Annotated in this window: 17 protein-coding genes and 1 pseudogene; 8 read left to right on the top strand and 10 right to left on the bottom strand. The window is 56.0% G+C overall.

All coding sequences use genetic code 11. The annotated features are described in order from the left end of the window. Nucleotides 1-202: 202 nt before the first annotated feature. Entirely contained in the window at nt 203-3112 is a 2910-nt protein-coding gene (locus AC0L8N_RS13090) for a TonB-dependent receptor plug domain-containing protein (RefSeq protein WP_473668124.1), read from the bottom strand. Nucleotides 3113-3466: 354 nt separating this feature from the next. Here AC0L8N_RS13090 and AC0L8N_RS13085 point away from each other — a divergent pair. The 3 genes and pseudogenes from AC0L8N_RS13085 (at nt 3467) to AC0L8N_RS13075 (ending at nt 7266) form a co-directional block, all read left to right on the top strand. Beyond that, nucleotides 3467-4847 (top strand): annotated as a pseudogene (locus tag AC0L8N_RS13085) (sodium:solute symporter family protein). A gap of 83 nt (nt 4848-4930) precedes the next feature. Beyond that, nucleotides 4931-5986 carry an agmatinase gene (speB, locus tag AC0L8N_RS13080; RefSeq protein WP_473668123.1) on the top strand — a complete coding sequence of 352 codons (1056 nt, stop codon included), beginning with the start codon at nt 4931-4933 and terminating at the stop codon, nt 5984-5986. Then, on the top strand, nt 5983-7266 hold the full coding sequence (locus tag AC0L8N_RS13075; RefSeq protein ID WP_473668122.1) for an amidohydrolase family protein: 1284 nt from the start codon (nt 5983-5985) through the stop codon (nt 7264-7266). The genes speB and AC0L8N_RS13075 overlap by 4 nt, the downstream gene beginning before the upstream one ends. 228 nt (nt 7267-7494) lie before the next feature. Here AC0L8N_RS13075 and AC0L8N_RS13070 read toward each other — a convergent pair whose 3' ends face one another. From AC0L8N_RS13070 to AC0L8N_RS13060, 3 genes are all read right to left on the bottom strand, one after another. Further along, nucleotides 7495-9096 (bottom strand): 5-guanidino-2-oxopentanoate decarboxylase, encoded by a 1602-nt coding sequence (locus AC0L8N_RS13070; protein ID WP_473668121.1) that lies wholly within the window; start codon nt 9094-9096, stop codon nt 7495-7497. A 52-nt stretch (nt 9097-9148) separates the two neighbouring features. After that, nucleotides 9149-10399 carry a cytochrome c gene (locus AC0L8N_RS13065; RefSeq protein ID WP_473668120.1) on the bottom strand — a complete coding sequence of 417 codons (1251 nt, stop codon included), beginning with the start codon at nt 10397-10399 and terminating at the stop codon, nt 9149-9151. Nucleotides 10400-10868: 469 nt separating this feature from the next. Next, nucleotides 10869-11780, bottom strand: a complete 912-nt coding sequence (locus AC0L8N_RS13060) for an Lrp/AsnC family transcriptional regulator (protein WP_473668119.1) — start codon at nt 11778-11780, stop codon at nt 10869-10871. Between the two features lie 317 nt (nt 11781-12097). Between AC0L8N_RS13060 and AC0L8N_RS13055 the strand changes: the two genes are divergently transcribed. Beyond that, entirely contained in the window at nt 12098-12988 is an 891-nt protein-coding gene (locus AC0L8N_RS13055) for a creatininase family protein (protein WP_473668118.1), read from the top strand. Nucleotides 12989-13152: 164 nt separating this feature from the next. Here the strand turns inward: AC0L8N_RS13055 and AC0L8N_RS13050 are convergent, their stop codons facing one another. After that, entirely contained in the window at nt 13153-13479 is a 327-nt protein-coding gene (locus tag AC0L8N_RS13050; RefSeq protein WP_473668117.1) for a cupin domain-containing protein, read from the bottom strand. A 425-nt stretch (nt 13480-13904) separates the two neighbouring features. Between AC0L8N_RS13050 and AC0L8N_RS13045 the strand changes: the two genes are divergently transcribed. From AC0L8N_RS13045 to AC0L8N_RS13035, 3 genes are all read left to right on the top strand, one after another. Then, nucleotides 13905-14789 (top strand): SAM hydrolase/SAM-dependent halogenase family protein, encoded by an 885-nt coding sequence (locus AC0L8N_RS13045; protein ID WP_473668116.1) that lies wholly within the window; start codon nt 13905-13907, stop codon nt 14787-14789. 331 nt (nt 14790-15120) lie between these two features. Further along, nucleotides 15121-15558 (top strand): MarR family winged helix-turn-helix transcriptional regulator, encoded by a 438-nt coding sequence (locus AC0L8N_RS13040; protein WP_473668115.1) that lies wholly within the window; start codon nt 15121-15123, stop codon nt 15556-15558. A gap of 192 nt (nt 15559-15750) precedes the next feature. Further along, the gene (locus AC0L8N_RS13035) at nt 15751-17025 is read left to right on the top strand and encodes a potassium/proton antiporter (RefSeq protein WP_473670155.1); all 1275 of its coding nucleotides are present in this window, start codon (nt 15751-15753) and stop codon (nt 17023-17025) included. A gap of 68 nt (nt 17026-17093) precedes the next feature. Here AC0L8N_RS13035 and AC0L8N_RS13030 read toward each other — a convergent pair whose 3' ends face one another. Next, nucleotides 17094-17600: a hypothetical protein gene (locus AC0L8N_RS13030; protein WP_473668114.1), complete on the bottom strand. Its 507-nt coding sequence runs from the start codon at nt 17598-17600 to the stop codon at nt 17094-17096. Continuing rightward, the gene (locus tag AC0L8N_RS13025) at nt 17600-19150 is read right to left on the bottom strand and encodes a sodium/proline symporter (RefSeq protein WP_473668113.1); all 1551 of its coding nucleotides are present in this window, start codon (nt 19148-19150) and stop codon (nt 17600-17602) included. The genes AC0L8N_RS13030 and AC0L8N_RS13025 overlap by 1 nt, the downstream gene beginning before the upstream one ends. Before the next feature lie 382 nt (nt 19151-19532). On the opposite strand from AC0L8N_RS13025, the gene AC0L8N_RS13020 reads away from it, so the two are divergent. Next, nucleotides 19533-20423: a LysR family transcriptional regulator gene (locus tag AC0L8N_RS13020; protein WP_473668112.1), complete on the top strand. Its 891-nt coding sequence runs from the start codon at nt 19533-19535 to the stop codon at nt 20421-20423. Nucleotides 20424-20446: 23 nt separating this feature from the next. On the opposite strand, the gene AC0L8N_RS13015 is transcribed toward AC0L8N_RS13020, so the two are convergent. Genes AC0L8N_RS13015 through AC0L8N_RS13005 form a run of 3 tightly spaced genes read right to left on the bottom strand, consistent with a single transcriptional unit; the run spans nt 20447 to nt 26810 of the window. Next, entirely contained in the window at nt 20447-22264 is a 1818-nt protein-coding gene (locus AC0L8N_RS13015) for a Na+/H+ antiporter NhaC family protein (protein ID WP_473668111.1), read from the bottom strand. Beyond that, complete coding sequence (locus tag AC0L8N_RS13010; protein WP_473668110.1) at nt 22265-23884, bottom strand: N-acyl-D-amino-acid deacylase family protein; 1620 nt, start codon at nt 23882-23884, stop codon at nt 22265-22267. 40 nt (nt 23885-23924) lie between these two features. Next, complete coding sequence (locus AC0L8N_RS13005) at nt 23925-26810, bottom strand: TonB-dependent receptor plug domain-containing protein (RefSeq protein WP_473668109.1); 2886 nt, start codon at nt 26808-26810, stop codon at nt 23925-23927. Nucleotides 26811-26832: the final 22 nt, after the last annotated feature.

Below are 26832 nucleotides of genomic sequence, written 5' to 3'. Positions count from 1 at the left end.
CCCCGGCTCGAATGGACCTTAATCTTGAGAGTCGGGTTGGTAAAAGGCCCGATACAAACAATCTGATTGTCACACTTACTCTTCGGCCCAAATTCTTCACTGATACTACGCGAAGAAAAACAAATCGCAATGTGCGACCGGCCTAGAATGGTCCGTCTGGCGCAACCCCTTGCTACGCCAGACGGCCAATCTAATCAATCACTTACAAAGACACCCGAACACCAGCCCGGAATACCCGGCCCTGTGCATCGTAGTTAGCCTGGTTGGTCGAGACGGTGTCGTACGGAATACCGCCAGGACCGCCGACAGCCAGTACCGGATCCTTGTTCGCAAGGTTCTTCACGTTCAGGAACCACTGGACTTCGATGCCCTTGTCCTGCCCGGCGTAGGTTGTCTTGCTTAACGCCAGATCAAAGTAAGTTGCACCTGACAGGTGGTTCACGTTGATCGTCGGGTTGGCAATCGTCGATACCGGACAACCGGAAACACACTCGATCTGCGTATTGCTGAATACGCCGTCGCTGAGGCCACGGGCGCTCAAGGTGGCCGAGAAGGTTTCCTTGCTGTAGTTCAGAGACGCATTCCAACGCCAGTCCGGTGGTCCGCTACCACGGTTCTCACCAACGGTATCGGTAGGCTGGGTCAACGTATCATCGCGATAATTCTCGATGAAGTGAGTCGCCAGGAAACGCATGCCGATATCGCCACCAAATACAGGTGTTGGCAATGCGTAGGACGCCTCGATATCTACACCGCTAGCGAGCTGCTGTGCAAGGTTAAACGGCTGGATGCGAATCGTGTTTCGATCCGAACCCGTCGTCTCGCGCAGTGGGCTGCCATTGTTGATGGCCGCACAGAAATCCGCGTTGCCCTGGAAGCAGAGGTCGACAATGTTCTGCGCCGAAACGGTGTTGATAGCGTCGGACAGATCGATTTCCCAGTAATCAGCTGAAGCGCTGAAGCCCTGCAGGAACTCGGGCTGGAACACGAGGCCGATACCAAAAGAATCAGCAATTTCAGGTCGCAGAGCAGTGTTACCGCCGGTGATGTTCTCGGTGGTTACTGAATTGCCCGTCGCATTGTCGATGACGTTCTGGTTGACGCTGAGGCCGGCATTGAACAGGTCACTCAGGTTAGGCGCACGAATATCACGTGACACGGTGGTACGCAGTGTCAGCGAGTCGATTGGCATGTACGTCAGACCGGCTTTCCACGTCTCAACAGAACCAGAGGTACTGTAGTCGGTGAAGCGCACGGCGGCGTTCAGGTCGAGAGCGCGTGCCCAGGACTGGTTAACAGCCAGCGGTACGATTGTTTCCATGAACAGCTCGGTAACGTCGTATTCGCCAAAGGTCGGCCGATAGTTGCCCGCAAAGAACACACGCTGCAGGTCAAGTTCGGTAGATACACCCGATGACTCTTCCTTGCGGTATTCCAGACCGGTTGCAAACGATACGTCGCCAGCCCAGTTCGTGAACGGCGCGCCCTGCACGGCTACACCGGCTGATTCCTGAACAAACTTCTGATCACGATGCGAAACATCGCCAACGACATAGTTCAGCGCAGCCGACGTGTTCACGCCGATACCAAACGGGTTGTAAGGAACGCAGCCATTACCCGGATCGGTCAGGCTTGAACGACAGACAATGGCACCGGTACCCGGATCAATAACGGAATCCATAGCTTCGTCAACAGCGACCAGGTTGGACGAGTTGTACGCTGACTCGGAACCTTCAGATACGCCGTACTGGTAATAAGCATCCCAGCCCCAGGATGAACCAAACGCGTTGAAGTCACCGGTGATACCCAAAACGTTACGCGTTACTACGCGGCCCGTATCGATCGTCACAGTACCCATGTCGCGCAATGAATGACCCATTTCAAACTCGGTAATACCGAGGGTCGCAATCTGCGCAGCAACACTCGCCGGTATGAACGGGTTATCAGCCTGAATCATCAAGCCACCGAAGTAACCGTCGTTCGGGTAGGCGTGCGAGTAGTTGCTGTTCTTGTACCAGCTGGACTGGAAGTAAATCTCAGTCGCGTCAGTCAATTCGAAGCTGGCGCGCGCAAACAGGTTGCGACTGCCTATGCGTGGCTCGATAGACTGGCCAACCAGGTGCAACGAACTGTCTTCCCAGTCGCCACCCTGCATGGCACTGCCGGAAATCAGCGGGCCAAACTGGAACTGGTAAGGTGTGCCGCCTTCACCAAATGCAACTCCACGCAGCGGGCCGTCGACGATCAGGCCGCCAGGTGTCGCGTTGGACGGAGCGATCTCCGACAGGAGCAACCGGCGTGGCTGTCCATTCGTATCGGTGTAGTCCGGATTGTTGATGATCTGCCAGCCCTGCAGGTTCCAGGGACGGTCGCCGGTGATGATGCCGTGCTGACGTTTTTCCTGACCACTGATAATGAAATGCCCGCGGCCGTTCGCAAATTCGGTGCCTGCTGTCATCGCGACACTGAAGTTGCCATTGTCGCCGTAACTGGTGATGCCGCCGGACAGTTCGGATTTAAAGCCAACGTAGTCTTTATCAAGAATGAAGTTGACGACGCCGCTGACTGCATCTGAACCGTACGCGGCAGACGCGCCGCCGGTTACCACTTCAACGCGTTCGATCAGCTGCTGAGGGATCGTGTTGACATCAACGAGGCCGGTAATGGTTGACGGCACAGAACGCTGTCCATCAAGCAGGACCAGGGTCCGGTTGGTGCCCAGATTGCGAAGATTCACTGACGATGTGCCGGCTGCGCCTGAACTGACGTTCTGGCTGCTGCTTTGTGGCGTGTAGTTGCCGGCAAAACTTGGCAGGTTGGTCAGATAGTCAATCAGGTTTGGTGCTGCCTGACTTTGAATTTGCTCGCTGCCTACGACCGTCGTCGGTGTCGGCGAATCGTAACCATCCCGAACAATGCGGCTGCCGGTGACGACCACTTCCTCTATAGCAGCGCCTGCGGGCTGCTGTGCCAGCGCTGCGCTGCTGCCGCCTGCCGCTACAGCAAGCGACACTGCGACGGCGGACAACAGGCGAGTCGTTGACCCGACCGAGCTCGCCTTGCGCGCAGCATCTGTAAGTAAAGGCGTTGCCGCCATCCGTTCAATCTCCATCTTTCGACCCCCGTTTGGAAATACTTATGCGTTATTTCGTGCTTTTTTGTAAACTTTGGCAAATTATTTGTGCAGTTCACCAACGATTATGCGACCATACTAGACTTTATTAAACAAATTGCAACAATTCGTGGCAGTACAGAACGTGCAGCACCGTAGCTCACCGGGTCAGCACCCTGACAGAGTCTGGCAGTACCTTTGACCGCTCAGCACCGTGGCTATAGATTCACACGCACACTTCACTCCACCCACAGAAGCAATCCTTGTGGCGTGCATTTGGACAACGAGAAAAGCCAGGCCATGCGAGACAACGCACAGCCGATGGCAATTACAATCCTGCGGGGGGATTAATAGATGCTAGTAGATATCGTGGTTATCGTTCTGTATGCGGTAGGAATGTTGACGTTAGGCTGGATCGGTATGCGCCGCTCAGACTCCCAGGAAGACTACCTTGTCGCTGGCCGCAATCTTGGGCCGTCATTATACATGGGTACGATGGCCGCGACGGTTTTGGGTGGCGCCGCCACCATTGGCGGCGTACGTCTTGGCTACGTGCACGGTATTTCCGGCGTCTGGCTGTGTGCTTCACTGGGTATCGGCATCGTCCTGCTCAACCTGTTCCTCGCGGAACCACTGATGAAACTGCGCATCTTCACAGTGACGCAAGTACTGGAACGCCGCTACAACCCCATCACCCGACAACTCAGTGCCGTCATCATGTTTGCCTATGCACTGATGATTGGCGTTGTGTCGACACTGGGAATTGGGACGATCCTGCAAGTATTCCCTTGGCCTGCCCCTTTGGTCAGCCATCCTCCTGAGCGGCGGCATTGTCGTTGTCTACTCGACGATCGGCGGCATGTGGGCGCTGACATTGACGGACATGGTCCAGTTCATCATTGCTACAGTGGGCATGTTCTTCCTGTTGTTGCCAATGTCACTGGGCCAGGCAGGTGGCTGGGACGAGCTGATGGCGGTACTGCCTGAATCAGCCTTCAGCTTCACCGCCATCGGCACTGACACGATCATTACCTATATTCTTATATACACATTCGGCGTATTGATTGGACAGGACATCTGGCAGCGTGTGTTTACCGCCCGTACTCCGAAGATCGCTCGCTATGCAGGCAGTATCTCGGGCCTGTACTGCATCCTTTACGGACTTGCGGCCGCCGTCATCGGCATGAGTGCCAAAGTATTGCTGCCCGACCTCGCTGACGTGAACAACGCTTACGCGGCGGTCATTCAGGCCAGCTTGCCGGAAGGCGTCCGCAGCATCGTTATCGCCGCGGCGATGGCCGCCATGATGTCCACCGCCAGCGCTGGATTGTTGGCGGCATCAAGTACATTTACAGAAGACCTGCTGCCGCGCTTCCGTGGTGGTCAAGCGTCCGGCTTACGAATCAACCGAATCGGCACAATGATTACAGGCGTGCTCGTGCTAGTCGTCGCCCTGGTTGTGGACGATGTACTTAGCGCGCTGGCGCTTGCCTATAATTTGCTGGTTGGCGGAATGTTGATTCCGCTTATCGGCGCAATCTTCTGGCGTGCAGCAACACCGGCTGGCGCGACTGCCAGCATGTCACTCGGCTTCATTACCGCCGCAGTATTTATGTTCCGCGACGGTGTCGATGCCAACACGCCGATTTATTACAGCCTCGCAATCGGCCTGGCGAGCTTCGTTATTGTCAGTCTGCTTACACAGCGTTCAGCGGTTGCGCAAGACGCTGCCTGAAGAAAAATCCTGCAAGCGGCACTCACCGCAAATTCGAATCGGCTGTAACGCCGCTTGCATTGAGAAAAGTTAAGGATCACAGAATGGATCGCAAGAACCTGGATCGACTACGTTCCAAGTACACAGACGGCCACAGCGAGAAAGAACTTAATCCGATATTTCAAAAAGTATCTGAGAAGCTCTTCAACGCGGAAGGCACACGCAATGCGCCCTACGCCGGAATCTCGACACTGCTGTCAGCTCCGTACATGCCGAACGCTGCCAACAGCGAAGACTTCGAAAATCTGCAGGTGGCGTTAGTCGGCGTACCTATGGACCTTGGTGTAAGCAACCGTCCTGGAGCCCGTTTCGGACCACGTGCAATGCGCACTATCGAGCGCATCGGCCCTTACAATCACGAGCTTGACTGTATGCCGGTCAGCGACCTGCGCGTCGGTGATATTGGCGACGTTCCGTTTCGCAGCCGCTTCTCTCTCGAGAATTGCCACGAAGACATTGAGTCGTATTTCACACGCATTATTAAAGCGGGTGTTGTGCCGCTGGCAGTCGGTGGTGATCACTCGGTCACGCACCCGATCTTGCGCGCATTCGGCAGCGATCAACCGGTAGGCATGATTCACTTTGACGCCCACTGCGATACCGGCGGCGAATACGATGGCTCGAAATTCCATCACGGCGGCCCGTTTCGTAATGCCGTGCTTGATGGCGTTCTCGACCCGACACGCTCAATTCAGATTGGCATTCGTGGCTCCTCCGAGTACCTGTGGGAGTTCTCTGAAGATGCCGGCATGACCGTCATGCATATCGAAGACATAAACCGGTTGGGCTGTGATGCTGTTATCGCTAAAGCCAGAGAAGTCGTCGGCGACGGCCCCGTATACGTCACGTTTGACGTGGATGCGCTGGACCCGGCATTTGCGCCCGGCACCGGCACACCCGAAGTTGGCGGCATGAGTAGTCGCGAAGCAATTCAGATTCTACGCGGCCTGAAAGGCCTCAATATCGTCGGCGGTGACGTTGTTGAAGTCGCACCGCAATACGATGCTACAACGAATACTGCACACATAGGTTCGCAATTGTTGTTCGAAATTCTGAGCCTGATGGTATTCAGCCCCGCGCTGACCGGGCAACGCAAATGATCCGCACGGCAGGTAAACCTGCGTACGTGCTGGCCGCTTTACTCGCGTCTGCCGCACTCGGCTTGTTCGCGTCTGGCAGCGCGGCTGACGACAGAGTGGATGCGAGACCTGCGTCGTTAACCGCATTCGAGAACGTGCGCGTGGTAACGGCAACGGAGCTGGGCACCATCGAGTCTGCCACGCTTCTGATAAGCGGCGATACGATACTGCAGGTTGGCACTGAGGTCGGCGTGCCGCCGGGCGCGGAACGTATCAATGCCCAGGGCATGACGATCGTCCCGGCATTCATCGACACGCACGCGCACACCAACCAGGCACGCGACAGCCTGATACGCGACCTTCGCCGGCTTGCTGTATTCGGCGTCGGCACTGTCGCCAGTCTGGGCGTTGATACCAGCGATGCCGCCTTCGCGGTTCGCGACCAGCCCGTCGACGGTGCGGCCCGCATTCTCACCGCAGGCCGCGGCATTACCGCACCTGAAGTCGGACGAGAAACGGCACCTATCTGGATTACCACCCCAGAGGAAGGACGAAACGCGGTCCGGGACAACGTCGCGCGCGGTGTCGACCTGATCAAAATCTGGGTTGATGACAGAAATGATCGCTTCCCGAAACTGGATAGCACGCTGTACAGCGCAGTAATTACTGAAGCCCATGCAAGCGATCGACTGGTAACGGCGCACGTGTTCGAGCTGAGCGATGCCAAGGGCCTTTTGCGGGCAGGCGTCGATGCATTCGCGCATGGCATACGTGACCGTGATATCGACGACGAGTTCATGGAACTCCTGGCTCAATACCCGGTGGTTCTGAATCCGAATTTGCCGGCACGCGGCGTGGCCACAAGTTACCAGTGGCTGGCACCGTTGGTTTCAGCGACGGAAATTGAAGAGCTTGAGCAGAGCAGCAAGAAAGACGCGGACGCACAAGAACTTTTTAACCTGCAGGCACGCAATCTGCTACGCATGCACGCGCACGGCACGCCCATAGTTCTCGGCACAGACACCAGTTTTGATTTTCCAGGTGGCGACAAACCGTGGTCTGTTCATGATGAAATGGCAGACATGGTCGCCGCCGGTATGAGTCCGCTGGAAGTCATGCTGTCGGCAACCCGAAATGCGGCCGCGTTCCTGCAGCTTACGGATCGTGGCACCCTGGCACCCGGAATGTCTGCTGACTTCGTGGTGCTACGTCACAACCCGCTGGATGACATTACGAACACCCGCACAATCGAAGCGGTTTTCCTGCGTGGAAAATCGGTTAACCGGTCCGAACTGCCTTAGCCCCGCAGCAACGTCACGCAGGGCGTTTTCCCTGAGTGACGTTGTTTGATCACCGTCCAGGCAGCACAGGACCCTACGGGCCTGCCGGCTGCCCCTATTGCGCCACTTGAAATCACCCGGGTACGTCGAGAAACGATTTATCGCGATCACGTTACCCTGCTGTGAATGGCGCGTATTGACTCCGCTGGATGGCGACGCTCCCTGATCGGAGCGGACAACACTGCCGCCTTATTGAAGGAAATCGGCGTCCTCAAGTAACTCGATGATCGTCGGCCGATCTGCCGTCGACGCCGCCTCCACAAGCTCTCCCAGATGTTCGAAACTTGTTGCCGTTTCGGCGTGACAGCCGAAGCCACGGGCGATAGTTATAAAGTCCGGCGTATAGATATCAACGCCAATTGTCGGCAGATCTCGATCGAGCATGTAGCGCTTGATTTCACCGTAGCCGTGGTTATTCCACAGCAACACGATGACAGGCGCCTCCGCCTCAACGGCTGCGGCCAGTTCAGTCATCGTAAACTGCAAACCACCATCACCCACCAGGGCAATAACCGGACGCTCGGGATGCGCAAGCTTGGCGCCAATTGCGGCCGGCAAACCGTAACCCAAGGTGCCGTAACCGGTTGACGCGTTGAACCAGGATCGCGGCTGACTTGCTTCAAACAAATGATTTCCGGAATACACCGTTTGTGTCGAGTCACCAACGTACACGGCATCAGGCAACAAACTTTGGAGCATCGCGAACATCCGCTTTTGCCCTGCCCATTTCGCCGGCCATTGCGCGTCAAGCGCTTCGCGAACCGCTGTTGCACGTTTCGCTCCTTCGCCCTCCGATACACGCCCAGGCAGATTTGCCAACAAAGCCTGCATGGCCATTGCTGCATCACTGACGATGGCGACATCTGCCGGGTAGTTGCGATTCAACTGCTCTGCGTCGATGTCGATTCGAATCAAGGGACAGTCAATCCGAAAACCTGAATCAAAGGTAACGTTGTAGTCGGTCTCGCCGAGCTCAGTGCCGATGGCGAGTACTACATCGGCATCAGCAACCAGCTCACGAACGGCCGGCAAAGACTGGTTTGAACCGAGCGAGAGTGGATGACCGCTCGGTAGTACGCCTTTGGCATTGATCGTCATCGCAGTCGGCGCGTCGAGCGCTTCCGCGAGTGCGACTGCTTCCGTACTGGCCTGCGCCGCTCCGCCACCCAGCAAAAGTACCGGCTTACGTGCCTCGTGCAGGAGCGAACAGGCGGCAGCAATTGCCGCCGGGCTCGGAGCCGGCCTGCTGGGCAGTGCGCCCAACTTCGGCAGAACGTGATCCGCAGCGGCTGTAATGACGTTCAGCGGTATCTCAATATGCACAGGCCTCGGCCGCGCACCGGAGAAAACGGCGAATGCTCTGGTCAAGACCGCCGGCAACTCGTCCGGCGTCATCAACGTGTGGCTGAACGCAGTTACGCCCGAAGTCAGATTGCGTTGATTCGGTAGCTCGTGCAAATGCCCGTTGCCCAGCCCAAGTTCAGTGGAATTATTGACGCTCGAGATGACCAGCATCGGAATGGAGTCAGCGTACGCCTGCCCCATTGCAGTCGCGATATTGGTCATGCCGGGCCCGGTAATGATGAAACAAACGCCGGGCTGACCCGTCACTCGCGCGTAACCGTCGGCCATAAATCCCGCGCCCTGCTCGTGGCGCGGCGTGATATGCCGGATCTTGGTCGCGGGCAAACCACGGTAGAGCTCAACCGTGTGTACGCCGGGAATGCCGAAAACAGTATTTACGCCAGCTGCTTCCAGAAGCTGCACCAGCAGTTCGCCACAGGTCAGCACAGCGGTGTCCGTCCCTGCGATTTGCCCGGGCCATTCACGATGACGGTGTTCACTAGCGGTGTTCCTTTACCTGATCAGCTTTGACGGCACCGGCGGAATTGCCCCAGCTGTTTCGAACGAAGGTGGCCAGCGCGGCGAGTTCTTCGTCTGACAGCAAATCGCCGAACGGCTCCATGGGTTTCCAGCGTTCGGTTGGCAACGGTGGATCCGGCAACTCCGGGCCGTACATGATGACGTTGATCAAGGATGCCGGGTTGCTCGCGCGCACGACCAGGCTGCCGTTCGCCAATTGCGGACCGGAGTCATCGCCGCCGAGACCGGTCGGCAAGTGACAAGTACCACAATGAACGTTGTAAAGAGTCTCGCCTGCACGCATGACGTCGGCACTGGGTGCGGGTCCACCTTTTTGCTCGTTGGCCTCCAGAGTGCTCAGGTATAGCGCCATGGCATTAACGTCAGCCGTATCCAGGTAGCGGGTACTGTTCAGAATGACTTCATTCATCGGACCGAAAGAAGTAACGAACCGGTTTTGGCCGTGCTGCAGGTACGCGGCAATTTCCTCAACAGGCCAAAGGCCCAGACCGCTTTGCGCTGAAGTCAGGTTTGGTGCCGCCCATGGGCGTACGTCACCGGTCGGCACTTTGTCGTTGTAGGTACCACCCGTCATTCGTTGACCGGATTTTTCGGCACCCATGAAATTGCGCGGCGTATGACAAACCGAGCAATGCCCCAGCGCTTCAACCAGGTAAGCACCACGATTCCATTCGTCGCTTTGATTGGCGTCCGCCTCGAGAGGACCTTCGTCGAGAAACAGCGTTTTCCACATGAACAACAGCGCACGCTGATTGAATGGAAAAGAGAGCTCGTTCTCCGGCGTACGCTGCCGGACTGCCGAAATGCTTTGCAAATAGGAGAAGATCGCGAGGATATCCTCGTCCGTCAGCTTGGTGTACGCGGTGTACGGAAAGACAGGGTACAGATGTTGCCCATCCGGCCGCACGCCTTCGCGCATGGAAGCCAGAAACTGTTCCGCCGTCCAGTTACCAATCCCCGTATCCGGGTCCGGCGTAATGTTTGTCGAATAGATAACACCGAAGGGTGTGTCGAACTTCAACCCACCCGCCATAAACTCACCGCCGTCAACGGTATGACAACTAGCGCAGTTGCCCGCCGTCAGCAGGTATTTACCGCGCTCAACGTCGTCTGCGGCCAGCGTGATCGATGCGCCAAGCATTCCCGCCAGGCACAAACAAGCTGTTGCGAACGGGTGCAGGATGCGGCCCATAGTTCTCCATGAATTCAAAATCTGAAACTCCCTACTTTCGGCTGACGCCGCTATCCCTTTCGATTAGCCGCGCCACTTTATCCCTGACCCACTACCCGAGCCGCAACGCTTTTGCCAGAAACCGTATTAACGCTGCAGGTAATACCGGCCGATCCGCCGCCGAACCCCGGTGACTACCGGGATCCTCAGCCAATGCCCTCATTCCCCACCGCCAAGACAATGGCCGCCAGCCCCTGAATCGTGGCCAGTACAGGCTCAGTCGCACGCTTATCAATATTGCGTTTTTTCTATTATTTCCAGTCTAAAACAATTATTTGAGCAAGTGAAGGCATTTTGGAATGCGTTTTATCACTTTAGATACACTGTGACAGCATTTTGAAATTCTGAATCGCCACGCCGTCAGGCACTCACAACGGACAGTCCGGCAGAGGCTCACCCTTCTGCCGTCAGCGCGTCACCAAAGTAATCAGGCTGCCCCGAACCCGGGCTAGCTAATGGAAACCTTCAGGTGCTCCAAAGTGCGGTCATAGCGCTCCCGCACGATTTGCACGTGCAACCATTGCTCGCAAAACGTGACAGAAGGCAGAGCCAGCAATTGGGAAACCATTTGGTTGAAATCCCGCAGCGAGTTGAAACTCAGCGTAGCGATAATGTCGAAACGCCCTACTGTGCGCGCCATGAACTCCAGGCCGGGCTCTTCTTCAATTCGACGGGTGACGTCGGTCTGGTTCGCGTGCACGTTAATACCAATGCCGAACAAAAGGTCGTCGGTCATATCGGAGCGCTTCTTGATAGCACCGATCTGCATCACCCCGGACTCCAGCAAACGCTGGACCCGCGTCCGGCACCCGCTGAGCGAGAGCCCAACATTACGTGCAATGTCGGCATAACTCGCGCGACCGTCCTGCTGCAGCAAGGTGATGATATTGATGTCGACTTCATCAAAGTTGTGGTCAAAGGATTCAGGCTCTTCGCCGAGAAAAAAGCTGCTCAGTATCCGCTCGTACAAAAGCACCTGAACGTCGGTAACGCCCTCAATCGCACGGATGGTCGCGACCTGCTGGCCGAGCTCAGTCATGCTTGGCAACCCGGTCTCAGCAATAATCTGGTAAGCACCGGCCGCCACGGAAATAAACACCAGTGACTCCATTTCCTCCAGCGAACTCAGGATCGGCTCAATATTGCCGCTCACCTTGATCGACAAGTGTGCCGATACCGTCAAGCCCAAAACTCTCGGGTGCGGACCCGCAATGATGCGAAGTTCGCCGGACTGAATTAACGGGTTGACCGTTCGTGCTACAAAGTCCCGGGTCGTGCCCAGCTCTCGAGCAATGTCAGAGTAAGAGATACGCCCGTGTCGCCGCAGGATCGCGATTATATTTTTTGTTAGTTGATCCACTCGGAACATTCCCCCTCTCGTTCACATGCGATCACAACAGCAGCTAGGGTAGCGCCTTTGACCTACCTGAACTAGATTGCGGGCTCTAACCAAAGTCCGTCTGTCGCGTGATCGCCCGCCGCCAGGCAGGGACCCAAACGCCGGCAGTGTGGCGATACACGAGGAAAGGGATCTTACGACTATTGTGTTTTTTCTTTATTCTAAAGAAATTATGAAGTATTAATAAGCTCTTTTTTCTCGAATATTCTTTTTTCTCACAAATATTCAAATAATTCGAATTCCCGAGCTTGCTACCTGACACCCCGGAGGAACGCCTGATGTCACCGTTATTACGCTCCCTATGCCTGGTCACCTTTTTCGCAGTATCCACGAATGCATGTGCACAGATGGAAGAACAACGCTCGACAGGCGGGGGCAAGTGCGAGCGCAGTATTTACAACTGTGCGGACACACCCAACCCATTACCTCCTGCCGACACCATCTGGCTGGAAGAAATGACGTGGATGGACGTTCGCGACGCAATGGCCGCCGGCAAGACCACCATCATTATTCCTGGCGGTGGCGTTGAACCCAACGGCCCGTGGCTGGCTCTGGGCAAACACAACTACGTCCTGCAAGCGACCTGCGATGCAATCGCGCGTGATCTTGGCAACGCATTGTGCGCACCTGTAAACACCTTTGTTCCCGAGGGTGACCCCGAAACCCGTAGCGGACACATGGATACGGTCGGCACTATCAGCGTTCGTGACGAAACCTACGAAGCGATCATGACCGACGTGGCCGTCAGTATGCGTGCGCATGGTTTCGAGAACATTGTATTGCTCAGTGACAATGGCGGCAGTAGTCAGTCAATACTGAAATCCGTCGCAGAGAAACTGAATTCCGCCTGGGGCAGCAAGCCACGCGTACACTACATCCCCGAGTACTACGCCAGCTGGAACGATGCCGATCAGGTACTTCTGGATGCCGGTGTAACCAAGAAGGGCGTACGCGACGGCGTACATGACGACCCTTCCAGCACCTTCCTGATGATGCTGACCGACCCAGAGACCGTACGCTGGCAGGCGCGGGTTGCCGCTGACAAGGCAACCATCGACGGCGTATCCATCACGGACATGGAAGCATCGCGAAAATGGGGCCAGGCGCTGTTGAAAAAGCGTGCCGACCTGACAGTAGCTGCCATAAGAAAATCGGTCGAAGGTCAGTAAGCTTGCTGCAGATCACACCACACGGTCTGCAGTATTCAAGCACGGCGGGACGTAGCAACAACCTCGTCCCGCCGTTTGCTGATAATCACGCGGCGGTAATTGCGGGCATCACTGCAAGAGCCTGATCAGGCTGTTTCTGCCAGCCTGCCGAAAAACACGCAACGTCAGCTACGCGTCGTCGCTGGCTGCTCCAGAAACTCAACCTCCACGAACGCGCACTCAAAGTCGTTACCGTTAATAACGTCGTGGCGCACACCGGCTTGCCGAAAATACGGCGCACCGTGAGTCATCGGTACCTGGGCTCGCTCGCCGCTCTCATCTTCAATTTCAAGCTGACCATCAAACAACGGCACTACAACGTAGTCGTATTCGTGCTCATGCCAGCCTGTATTATCGCCCCGCCCAGAAAAAGCCCACCGAGTAACCCGGGTCCGGCTATTCTCAATCAATATTGTCGGCGTAGCAGTGCCTGTTGAATTTTGTCTGCACATATCAGGGTTATCCGTGTTCAGTTAGGCCTTTCGCTGCAAAATCTGCCACTCGACAAGTTGCCGCAACGACCGCCTCGGCGTCGCAATTTGTACCGCCGGAGTCCAGGTGGTTTTGACCAGCATCAGTTGTGCGTGATCCTACCAGACCAACCGCTTTGCGCGAGGCATCAGTCCGGCTCGAAAATTTTTGTTGCGGTATACACGAAGTGCACAATGCCGACCTGAACGGTCATACCTCTCTCGCCGGTTGAAGGCGACTGATAACCGGTAACACACGCCGGTCAGGCAAGATCGCTGTGGCAAGAGGTCGGTCGAATCGAGGGAAAATCCCATCGCTGCCGGTCCAGCACTGAATTTTGCATGACGGCACAGACTGAAGTCGCCTATCCTGCAGGATCAGCAGGCATACAATATCGGGAGCAACAATGAAGCGAAGAATTCTATTGGCCCTATTACTACTGTCACCTGCAACGTGGGCCGGCAGTCCGCTGGTCCTGCAGTCGGATTTCGGACTCAAGGATGCCGCCGTAGCCTCAATGAAAGGCGTCGCTGTGGGCGTATCGCCAGATCTCGGCATTTACGACCTGACCCACGACGTACCGGTGTTCAATATATGGGAAGCGTCATTGCGTCTGGTGCAGGCGGCCGAGTACTGGCCTGAAGGCACGGTCTTTGTCTCCGTCGTCGACCCGGGCGTAGGCACGACGCGAAAGTCAGTAGTCCTCGAGACCCGTTCCGGGCACTACTTCGTTACCCCCGACAACGGCACGCTGACCTTCGTTGCGGAGTCGCTAGGAATCAAAGCTGTGCGCGAGATCGATGAAGCCGTCAACCGCCTGGCTAACTCTGAAGAGTCGTATACGTTTCACGGCCGGGACGTATACGCGTACACGGGCGCACGACTGGCTGCAGGGATCATTTCGTTTGAGCAAGTTGGCCGTACACTCGCGAATGAAGTCGTGAGTATTCCCTACCAACGCGCGACTTTCGCGGACGGCATGATCCGCGGCAACATCCCTATTCTCGATATCCAGTTCGGCAACGTCTGGAGCAACATCTATCGCGACACGTTTCGGCAGCTAGGCGCAGAGCCCGGTGACCTGCTGAACGTGAGGGTACTCCACAACGATCAGGTAGCGTGGCAGGGCAAAGTGCCGTACTTCACGACCTTTGGCGCCGTACAATTGGGCGAACCGATTCTGTACCTGAACAGCCTGAATGACGTTTCGCTTGCGATCAATCAGGGCAGCTTCGCCGACACCCACGGCATCGGTTCCGGTTCCGACTGGAGCATCGAGATACGCAAGTAGCCGCAACCTTACGGTGAAGTTCTGCAGCGCGCAGGCCAGGTGTTGCGACAGGATCCCACCGGACTGTTACTCGCGCAGGAAATCGTCGCCCGACGAACGAAACAATGCAGCATATTGCGGCGAATAGCCTTGTGTTTGTCGCACCGCTGATGCCAGTTGTCAGCGCTGCCACAGGCGTGTTGCGCGGAAAGTGAACCAGCGTTCGCGGAGCACGTTTCGCTAGACCAATTGCGAGGGCGGACCAGCGTCTCGCGGCAAACCGGGCCAGAACAGCAGATGCTAAGTTCGTGACAATTGCGTGACTAGTCACGTATGTGTTAGCATCCTTCGCATGAAAACCATCCACAATGAACCGCAGCAACTGGCCCTTAGCTTTGCTGCCGCATGGCACCGCCTGGAGCGGCGCCTTAGCAACAGCCTGTCAGCCATCCGGGGCATCAGTCTTGCTGAATACCGACTGCTGCGTACGCTGGCCGAAGCACACGACATGCAGGCGAGTCGGGTCGACCTCGCCTACGCGATGGGAGTTACGCCATCCGGTGTTACGCGCGCGCTGCGGCCACTCGAAAAACTCGGCATGGTCACAACAGTAAAGAGCGATCGCGACGCACGACTCGCGATAGCAACGTTAACGCCTGCCGGACGTGAAGTGGTTGGCGACGCCTCTGTGGTAGTCGATGATTCGATGACATCGGTACTGAAGTCATCAACGTTAACCGCTGACCGAGTCAGAAAAACCATAGAACTGCTGGACCGGCTCGCGCGTTGAACAGCGCGCGCGAGCAAACCACAACACAGCTTATTGTTGCCCGGCAATAAGCGTCACCAAGGTACGAGGCAAAAAAGAACAGGCTCGCAGCAAACGACAAAAAGCAGTCAGCCACCGACTGGGTAATTGCAAACCAGTGCTCGCAGCAAGACTGCAGCGAAGGTAGGAACCGGATATGGATCAAAGGTGAATATGGAACAGTCACTACTGCTTGCCAGCTTGCTTGTCTTCATGGGCTTCCTGATCATTCCCATCTCGCACCGCCTTGGCGCACCTATTTTGTTGCTGGTCCTGATCGGCGGCATGCTCGCTGGCGAAGACGGGCCAGGGCAGGTGCAGTTCAGTAATTTCTCCGCTGCCTACCAAATAGGCGGGGTTGCACTGGCCGTCATACTGTTCGCAGGCGGCCTCGAAACCAACCTGCGCGAACTACGTGGCGCACGTTTGCCGGCAACATTGCTGGCGACGGTTGGCGTGGTAGTCACGGCCGCTGTCGTAGGGCTTGCAGCAACCTGGATACTGGACGTCCCGCTCGCTATTGGCTTGTTGCTAGGCGCCGTTGTCGCCTCAACCGACGCGGCCGCGACCTTCCTGTTGATTCAGCAGAGCCGCATTGGCTTGCCCTCTCGCTTGCAGAACACACTGACCCTCGAATCCGGTCTCAATGATCCCATGGCTATCTTCCTGACCATTGCATTGACTGCACTCGTGAACTCCGGAGAAGCTTTCGCGTTGTCATCGCTCGGCGATTTCGCGCCGTTGTTACTGCTGCAAATTGGACTCGGCGTCTTGATGGGAGTCGTGGGAGGACTCGCACTTACGAAAATTCTCGATCGCATGGATTTGTCCGAAGGCCTTTACCCACCTATGGCACTGGCTGGCTCGATGAGCATCTTTGCCGGAACCGATTTAATGGGTGGCAGCGGCTTCCTCGCGATCTATTTATGCGGGCTCGTCGTTTCCGCGCGACTGCAACGTCCGGTAAAACGAATTCTGCATTTCAACGAAGGTTTGCAGTGGCTGAGCCAGATCGTCCTGTTCCTGATGCTCGGCCTGCTGGTCACGCCAAGCGCACTGGTCGGTATGCTACCCGCCGCGCTCGCCATTGCCGCCGTCCTGATCTTTGTCGCGCGCCCAATCGCGGTACTGAGCTGCATCGCGCCACTTGGCTTTCGCGTCCGCGAGCAAACCTTCATCAGTTGGGTCGGCCTGCGCGGTGCCGTGCCTATCTATCTGGCGATATTCCCGGTAATCACGCCGGGCCCGGTAACCGCAGAATTCTTCAACATCGTATTCGTGATCGTGGTTGCATCGTTACTCTTGCAGGGATCAACCGTAGGTCTCGCAGCACGCGTACTACGAGTGGCGCGCCAGACGAATGCCAGCGGGCCACCCGTCTCCGGCTCCGTGTCCGGCAGCAACGCCCTGGCCGATCAGAAATCCAGACCCAGTCGCAACAGCTCCTGACGTAGCATCGTCATTGACTGCAGATTGGCACGGGCGCCTGTATCAAGACCGTAGTTTGTCTGCGAACTTTACGAACCAATCACGTAGTACGATCCGTTCAAACCGTCGACCAGTATTTTCAGTTCCTGACCATCATGACGGCCGGCTAACACCCAGTTGGGTTTCCAGATTAACTCGAAGCCTTGTTTTTCTTCGGGTGCCTGGCGACGAAGCAGACGAAGTCGACGCATCGTCGCCGTGCGCAGAAGTTGCACGGCAAGTTGCCGAGCTTGCTCGAAGGACACCGAGTTCCAGCCCGGGTCCGCTACTTTACCAATCTCACTGCGCTCCGGCAGCTCGTCAAGCCGAGGCCACACTGGCGTCAGATAGGCCTTGCCGGTATAGCGGTCAACCAGTGTATGGACTTCATCACCCAGAGACCGGTCTTTCATATCGCAATAGACACGGTGGATAAAGCCTGAAAACGGATGGTGGCGTAATTCGGCGGCTGTTTTCGCAATACGCGGCAAACGATCTTCAATTACTCCCCAGGCATCGTTCTCGCTTAGCTGGGGCTGAAAAACGTACTGCGTCATCAACCACGTTCGCGAGCGATGACATCTGCTTGCGCGGACAGACTGGCGTCCTGCCCCCCGCGCAGTGATGCCGGTACCGGAGAAAGTTTCGCCGTCTCTTCTATTGCGAGTCGAATCCGCTCGGGCACCGGATGGGAATTCTGCGTAAGCAGGCTGACCACAACAATCGCCGTAGTCGACAACACCAGCCCAATGACCATCGGGTCCAGACCGGTTTGCGCTGGCATTCCGGACAACTCCCAGCCGACCGAGCTAACCGTGCCAGCAAGCATGGAGGCGATTGCTCCTGCCGCATTCGCTTTCTTCCACCAAACAGCACAAACGTAGGCCGGCACGAATGCGCTACCTAACACGGTTGTCGAAAAGATCACGATACTGGCGACGGCAGGTGGCTCCACAACAGCAATCGCATAACCGATGACAGCCAGGCTCAGGACGATGACCCGCGACACCCGAACCATTTGCTGTTCTGACATGTTTCTGTTTATGAATCGGGCATAAATGTCCTGGCTTGCGATAGTCCCGGACTGCAACAACAAAGCATCGGCAGTCGACATGATGGCCGCCATAATCGCTGCCATTACGATTCCAACAGCGAACGGCGGCAGAACCGCTTCGGCGACAGCGAATACCGCCATCTCCGGATTCGCCAGTGTGGGCACCAGCAACAGTGCAAACAAACCAATCAGGTAGGGACCCGGGATAAAAAACACATTGAAGAGCAGGGAATAAATCCCCGCCTTCCTGGCGACGCTCGGGCGCTTCATCGCCATGTGACTGACGACAACGTGCGGCCAACCCATGTAGCCGATTGAGAAGATCAGCAATGCCCCTATGACGATGCCCCACTGCCCTTCGAATGCCAGACCGCGACCCCACATCGTCAGTAGTGTCGGATCGAGCACGCCGATAGCGTGATTTCCTTCGCTTAAGCCGCCAACGGCCTGCAAGGTTCCAATCAGAACCCACAGCATGCCAATCAGCATGACTATGGCCTGCACAAAGTCTGTGTACGCGACCGCCAAATAGCCGCCGAGGTAGGTATAAAGAACGATGACCCCTATAGCTACCGCAAGCGCAACCGGATAGGAAACACCCGAGACAATTTCGAGGCCTCGCCCTCCGGCAATGAACTGAGCCAGTACATAAAAGAAGATGCAAAAAAGAGCAATCGGTGCAGCAATTCCCCGAGTCCATTTTGACGGATAGCGGTGTTCGAGGTACTCGATGGAGGTGATTGACCCCAGAATTTGCGACAGTTTTCGCATTCTCCTGCCCAGCACTGAGAGATTCAGAATACCGCCGCCGATGTCGCCCAGTGCATACCACATCCCGAAATAGCCCTGGGTGTAGCCGAGCGATCCTGCCCCCAGAAACATGTAGCCGGACATCGATGAACTTTGCAGCCTGAGCGCGGTAACGCCAGGTCCGAGGCATCTCCCACCGAGCAGAAATTCTTCAGTACCTCGACCGCTGCGGCGCATGACAATAACGCCAATTCCAGCCATAGCGATGAAATAAATAAGGAGGAATGCCAGCTGAATGGTCATTGGTCATTGTCCGCGCGGTTGTAGTGGCGGGACATGTACCAGAAAACGCAGCCGTAGAGGATCCAGAATATAGGAACGCCCACAACTACTGCCAGAGTAAACGGTGGTAAGTTAAACAACGCGAATTACCCCTTCCTGACGTGGCTGAAATGCCTGTGGAAGACTTTGCCACTTAATCCGCTGGATACCAAGTGCCGTTACTCTCGGCACCCACAAGCGGCGGCCATAACGCCGTGCAAGGCATTCCATTGTGTGCACAAGTATCAGCCGTAGTCGTCACTCTCCGAATGACCGGCAAGCTACAGTATCGATCGTCAATCAGAGTATGATCCTGCACACGACTTAAATGCTTGTGCACATCGAACGTTCGGATCGCCGTCTCATGATGAACCTCCGCCATATCGAAATATTCCATGCCGTTTATCAAACGGGGTCAGTCAGCGCAGCAGCACGGCTGTTGCACGTTTCCCAACCTTCCGTAAGCAAAGTGCTGCGGCACGCAGAAAGTCGCATAGGTTTGCCCTTGTTTCGCAGGGTCAAAGGCCGCCTCGTGCCGACCGAAGAGGCACATGTCATCTATCGGGAAGCACAGGATCTCTATCAGCGATACGAATCATTGCGTGAGACGACGGCCAACCTCAAGCATGGCGACGGCTCACTCCGCTTGGCGGTACTGCCCTCCCTTGGTCTGGATGTCGCACCCTCTGCCGTTGCAATGCTGCACGATCTGGAACCGGCGGTGTCGCTGGACATCCAGACACTGCACAACAAGGATATTCTGAAATCACTCTACGAACGCCGCTGCGACCTGGCCATCGGCTTCGATGCCCCGAGCCACCCGCGCCTTAAGGCCATTCGCGTTGGTCAGGGCAATATGGTCGTTTTGTTTCGACGTGAGGACTTCGTCGGTGCCCCACCCAAACTGACCCAGGACATGCTGGCCTCGCGCAAACTAATAGGGCTGTCCGGCTCGGGCTACGTGGGTTCATTGTTCAATGAAGATAACGACCAGCCCGCCGTGCCACGGCAATCCATCACTGTGCAAACTTACTATGTGGCGGCCGCCTTGGTCCGCCATGGCGTGGGTTTCGCGATCGTCGACGAGTTCACAGCCCGGGCAAACATGAGTGAGTCACTGGATTACCGACCGCTCGCCGATATGGCACCGCTCACGGTATATTGCACGTTCCTCGAAGATCGCCCGTTATCCCGACTTGGGGAGAAACTCGTGCAACTCATGAAGAAAGTCATCAAATCGAGTCACGAAGGCTGACAGCTTTGGTAACCACACAGTCCCTACACCAAGGTAACGGTGAGGACTGTCCACAGTATTGCTGCCAAGCCCGCCGCAATACTTGCTGGCACTATCTGCGTAGTGACGTGGTCCATCAGATCGCAACCCGTCGTCATTGCACTGAGCACCGTCGTATCCGAGATTGGCGAGCACTGATCACCGTAGACGCTGCCATTCAATACGGTCGCAAAACAAATCGACATGAACAGCGCCGGGTCACTGACACCACTGTTCATTGCAACGGCCCACGCCAGCGGCATGGCGAGTGGGAAAGCAATTGCGTAGGTGCCCCAACTGGTGCCCGCAGAAAAAGCAATGACCATAGTGATCAGTTGCAGAGCTACCGGCAACATCCAGTAAGAAATCTGGTCGCCGAGCAGTTCAACCAGGTAGATGCCGGCCCCGACTTCCTGGCTAATTCCCCCAATAGTAACCGCCATGAGCAGAATGACCGAAGCAAGCACGACTCCTTTCAGACCCGAACCTATTCCTTCGATAACGTTCCGCAAGCTCATGCCATTGAACAACGCGAGACAAACCGCCGACATCAATGCCGCACCGAAACCCCAGTTTACCCGTGGCGTTCCTGTATATATGAAGGTACCTACCGCAATACTGATCAGCAGAATCAATGGCAGGAAAAACTCGGAAAGGCCAGGCCGGTAGCCTTCGGGTATATCGGGAATCTGTATCTCTTTGGCACTGAGCGGCAAAGCACCGGGAGCGTCCAGCTCGCCTGTTGACCGGGCGCGTTCGCGTGCGCGGCGCAAGCCAGGGCCGGCCACGTGCATCACCCCAAATGACAGCAACAAGGTACCCAGCACAGCGAACAGGCTGTAGAAGCTGAATGGAATGCTGTCGAAGAAGAACCGAATGCGATCATCTTCGGTTGCCAGAAAGCTGACACCCGGCACAAAGATCAATGCCTGCACATAAGCAGGCCAGGCATTGAAGGCAATCAGAGAAGCGATCGGGGATGCCGTGGAATCGACAATGTACGCCAGCTCCTCGTGACTTATACGCTCCTTGTCTGCCACCGGTTTAACGATAGTGCCGACCAGCACAACGCTGATCGTCCCCCCTTGAAAGAACAGCACGCCCATCATCCAGCACACGAACTTTGCGGTTCGCGGCCCCTTGACGAAATGAAGCGTCATGAACTCAGCGAACGCCTGGGCGGCACCTGTCCTCGACCAAATACCCAGCAAGCCGCCAACCAGCCACAAGTACAAGAGCAGCACTGATGCGGCGCTGGTACTGGCAAGGCTCGGTATCAAAACGGCGTCCGTGATGTCGAAACGCCCCAGCATGAAAGCGCCGACAACCGTGCCGGTAAACAGGGACAGGAGTGCCTCTTTCGTGATCAGGCACAGCACGATGGCCGCCAGCGCCGGTAGCAACGACCAGACGCCGAAATGAAAGCGGGCTTCGAGCAGCGAGTAGCGGACGGTTGAATCAATGCCGGAATCCACCCTCTCCGACACCCATTGACGGTCCAGCGCCGGCGCCTCCGTCAGTCTGTCCAACTCAGACTGACGCAGAGGCGACCGCGCGTACGGCACGACGTCATCAATGCGCGTGCTTTGACCCTTGTATCGGTAGGTCAGACTGCCGTCGTCTGCGATCTCGACATTGTAGGTCGTCTTTTGTTCGACCCAAGTCGGGTTAATACTCGACGATATCCAAACGGATACCAGCACAACGGCGACGATAAACAAGAATGGTGGACTGCTACCCGCCCTTGCCAGTCTCTCTCGAAACGAAAGCATCGACGCTGGCTTGCTTTCCTCACTCGATAGCGCGTTGTTGCTACCTGCCACCTAGTGGTCCCGCAACAGCACCCTTCCGAACCGATTCGGAACCAGTTTGCCGGCATCAATAGCCGTCTTGCCGTTCACGATCACGTAGTCCATGCCCTCGGACAAAAGTTCCGGCTGCTGGTATGTCGCACGATCGCTGATGGTATTCAGGTTAATCACCAGTATGTCGGCGAAGTTACCTGCCCGGATGAACCCGCGATCTTCGATAGAGAAAACTTCAGCCGTCAAACCCGATGACGAATGTATGGCCTGTTCGAGCGTCAGAATGCCGCTGTCCAGTACGTAACGCTTGATCTTGCGCGGGAACGCGCCGTAGGCACGTGGGTGATTCAGACTTTCACCAGGTGTAATCAACGAACCATCAGAACTGGTCATCGTCCAGGGCTGGCGCATGATCGCTTCGAGATCGTGTTCGTACATATTGAAAGAAATGATCGGTGCGCCACCGTTCTTAAGCATTTCTATCGCAGTATCGAGCGGTTCTTCTTCACGCAGACTTGATATCTCATCGAGTCGTTTGCCAACGTATTCCGGCTCTGGCGGATAGTCGCGAATCATTACCGCATTTGGGCCGGCGCGACGCTCGAGATTCTCCGCCATTTCCGGGCGTATCTCTTTGAGCTGCTCCGTGTCTTCAAGACGCTCGATCATGGCTTCCTCACCACCCGCCTGCGCCCATCCTGGCACCAGTGCAGGTTGCAAGCCGCTGCCCGACGCCGAGTACGGGTATTGGTCCGCCCAGATTTGCAGCCCTTCGGCACGTGCCGCGTTAATCACGCGAATCGCTTCTTGCGACTTGCCCCACACTTGTGGCCCCAGCATCTTCATGTGGGTAACAACGCCCGGCAACTTGGTTTCGCGAGTTATCCGAATGACTTCTTCGATCGCACCGATGACGCCAACGTCATAGCTGGACTCATCCCGGATATGACTGATGTGAAACGAATTCGGAAACGTTGCGGCAACCCTGGCCAGCCCGATGATCTCTTCCGTCGTCGAATACTTTCCCGGCACGTAGAACGGTCCGGTCGACATGCCAAAGGCACCGGCTTCATGAGCTTCCTTGACCAAACGCTCCATCTCCGCCTGTTCCGAATCGGTCGGCGAGCGGTCCTCTGTTTGCATCACGGCCCGACGCACGCCGTTGTGTCCGATCATCGGTACAACGTTCACGCCCGGCTTGTTGCGATTGATGTTATTGATTTGAGGCTTGAGATCCGCCGGGCCACCACCGTCGGGATTGATCATGACGGTGGTTATTCCCTGATACAAAATCGGCTCCGCAGCGGCAAGCTCTGCCGTTTCGATGCCCGGCGCAGCATGGGAATGAGGGTCGATAAACCCGGGCGCGATGATTCTTCCCGTCGCGTCAATGATTTTGTCAGCCGTCGCATCAGCCGGCACATTACCTACAAATACGATGCGATCACCGCGGATGGCTATATCCGCATCAAAGCGTGGTGCGCCGGAACCATCCACGACGACACCACCTTTGATAAGAATGTCGAAATCCTCTGCCAACACCGCACCAGGGAGTGCCATGCCGATACACAGCAGAGCGGTCGGCAAGCGCCGGAACGTGTTGCTAACAGCGGATTTCAACATTGCATTTATAGCCATCTTTGGTCCTCAGGATTTTGTCTTGGTTACTATCAACGAATCAGAAACGGAAGCGCAGGCCGAGATTGAAGTTGCGTCCCAGAATATCGTACAGCGTCTGGTTCGTTGAAATATTGCCGTAAGCACTGCCGCCTGGTCCGTTGGCAACAATTGCCGGGTCCCGGTTGCCAAGGTTGCTGATGGACAAGAATGCTTCCGAATCGCTACCCGCCATCTCGAAGGCATAGGCCATCGAGAAATCAATGTAGAACGCACCGTCAATGTGGTTCGAATTGATAGTCCGGTTGACAGTGGTCGAAGCCGGGCAGCCAGATGTGCACTCAACAAACGAGTTGTCGTACACACCATCACTGATACCGCGACCGATCAGGTTCAGCGTGACCGGACCGTCCTGGTAGGTAGCAACAAGGCGGTACAACCAGTCCGGCGGACCACCTTCATTGTTCTGGCCGGCGGAATCCGTCGGCGCATCAATGCCGTTGTTCTGGTAGTTCTCAAGATAGTTGGTAGCGAGAGCGCGAAGTGTCAGGTCGCCGTCCAGTCCACCAGCAAAGTCAGCCAGTGACATCCGGTACGACGCTTCGTAGTCGATGCCCCGGGCTTCGCGCACAGCGAAGTTGAACGGGCTAACCGAGATGTTTGTGATCAAATTTACGCCGGAGGAATTATCGCGGGTGATGGCTGCACAGTATTGCTGCAACCCCTCGAAACAACGATCAACGATTCTCTGAGCGTCAACTGAGCCAATAGCGTCCGTCAGTGTAATCTCGTAGTAGTCCACTGACAGCCCAAAGCCTGGCAGGAAGGTTGGCTGAAATACAAAGCCCAAACCCCACGTATCTGCTTCTTCCGGCGTCAATGCAACGTTACCGGTACGGATTTCAGTGAATTGTACGCCAGTATTTGCATTGAAAGGATCAATCAAAGTGTTGGTACGGCTACCGCCACCTTCAAACAACTCTTGCAGGTTTGGAGCCCGAATATCGCGTGACCTTGTGGCCCGCAGACGGACATCGTCAATCGGAGAATACGTTACGCCCAGCTTCCAGGTTGTGACATTGCCCGACGTACTGTAGTCCGTTGCGCGGACAGCACCGTTGATATCCAGCCCTTCAATCACTGGTACAACAGTTTCGACATACGCTTCAGTTACATCGTATTTGCCGAACGTTGGTTTGAAGTTACCGACGAACCATCCGGACTGAAACTCTTCAGCCACGTGGCCTGACGATTCTTCTTCGCGATACTCAATACCCGTCGCAATGGAAACCGGGGCAGTCCAATTGTCAAAAATATCGAAACGCAAGTTCGCTGCTGCAACTTTTTGTGTGAACGTTTGTTGGCGCAACGGGTTACCGATAACAGCGGCAACTGCAGCCGGGTCAGCAACACCAAGCCCCAGGCGATTAAGCGGGATACAGCCGTTGCCTGGATCAGCGATGGAAGTCCGGCACACGATTTCGTTCGTCACTGGATGGAACACTGCGTCCTGTGCGGCCGCCAACAGAGCGTTGTTCGTAATATCCCGTAGCATTTCGTCAGTTTCGGTTTCGCCATGCTGTATATAAGCGTCCCAGGTCATAGCCCGGCCGAATGCTTCGAAATTACCCTCCAAACCGGCCAGCAGACGGGTCGATTCGCGCTGGTTGTCGCTCTTGCGAACAGGCAGTCCCCCGTTTGTTGAGCCAAGTCGGAACTCGGTGATGCCGAGATCGTTGAGTTGAGTCCGCACGGACTCCGGTATGAACGCGTTGTCTGATGCTATAGGGATATTGGCTTGGTTGTTCTGGATACCAACATAGCCGAGTGACGAGTGCTGATTCCACGACGCCTGCACGAACGCTTCAACGTTGTTCGTTAGCGCATAGCGCACCTTACCAAAGAAGCCATTGCGCTCCTCATCGGCGTGCAATGACTGCTTGTCGTTCGCCTGTGTCAATTCCCAATCGCCACCAATCATCCAGGGGTCGCGAGTCTCACCATAAGCGAACTGATTTACCGAACCGTTTTGACCGAAGTAAGTGCCGCGCAAGGCGGTATTGGTAATGATGCCACCCGGTGCGCCGTGACTGAGGCCAACATGGTTCATCAGCAGCCGTTCAGGTTCACCGTTGCCAGCAACATAAGCCGGGTTGTTCATGATGTACCAGCCGTCGTTGTTCCATTCGCGCGGGACACCGTAGATGCCTTCTCTGTCGGTGTACTCGACATCAAATACGGCATGACCACGGCCATCGGCAAATTCTGTACCGCCAGCGAGATTGAATTTATAGCGCCGGTCATCGCCGTACGTCGTCTCACCGGTAACGATAGAACCCTTAATACCAGTGAGGTCATCGTCAAGTATAAAGTTGACGACACCGGATACTGCATCCGAACCGTACGCTGCCGAAGCACCGCCGGTGACAATTTCCACGCCTTTGACCAGGCCTTGTGGGAATGTATTGATATCGACGGCACCATCAAGTGCGGAGCCGGCAGAACGTTTTCCGTCCAGCAACACCAGTGTTCGCGATCTGCCAAATGACCGCAGGTTGAGCACGTTGAGGCCAGCTTGGCCGCTACTCGCTGACGTATTGCTGTTGGCCGGCGTGCTGCTGCCTACTACCGACGGGATTTGATTGACGAAGTCAGCAACGTTGGTCGGTGCGGTCGCCTGGATCTCGTCTTCACTGATAATGGTCAGCGCGGTCGGTGTTTCGTAGCCGTCGCGTACAATTCGCGAACCCGTGACGACAACCTCTTCTATGGCTGCCGGCTCGGTACTACCCGATGCGGCCGCGTTCTGTGCTTGCGCTGTCGGCGCGATCGCGACAGACAGCATGACGACTAAAGGCCAAACCTCCGATCGATTCTGCTGCAGAATGGCCCCCCGGTTTTGACTCTCGATCAGTTTCTTTGAAACGGATTTGCTTGGCTTGTTCATTCCAACTCCGGTATTGCTAGTG

The sequence above is a fragment of the Woeseia sp. D3-10 genome, from assembly GCF_055809415.1.
This window is presented reverse-complemented; position numbering and strand designations above follow the sequence as displayed.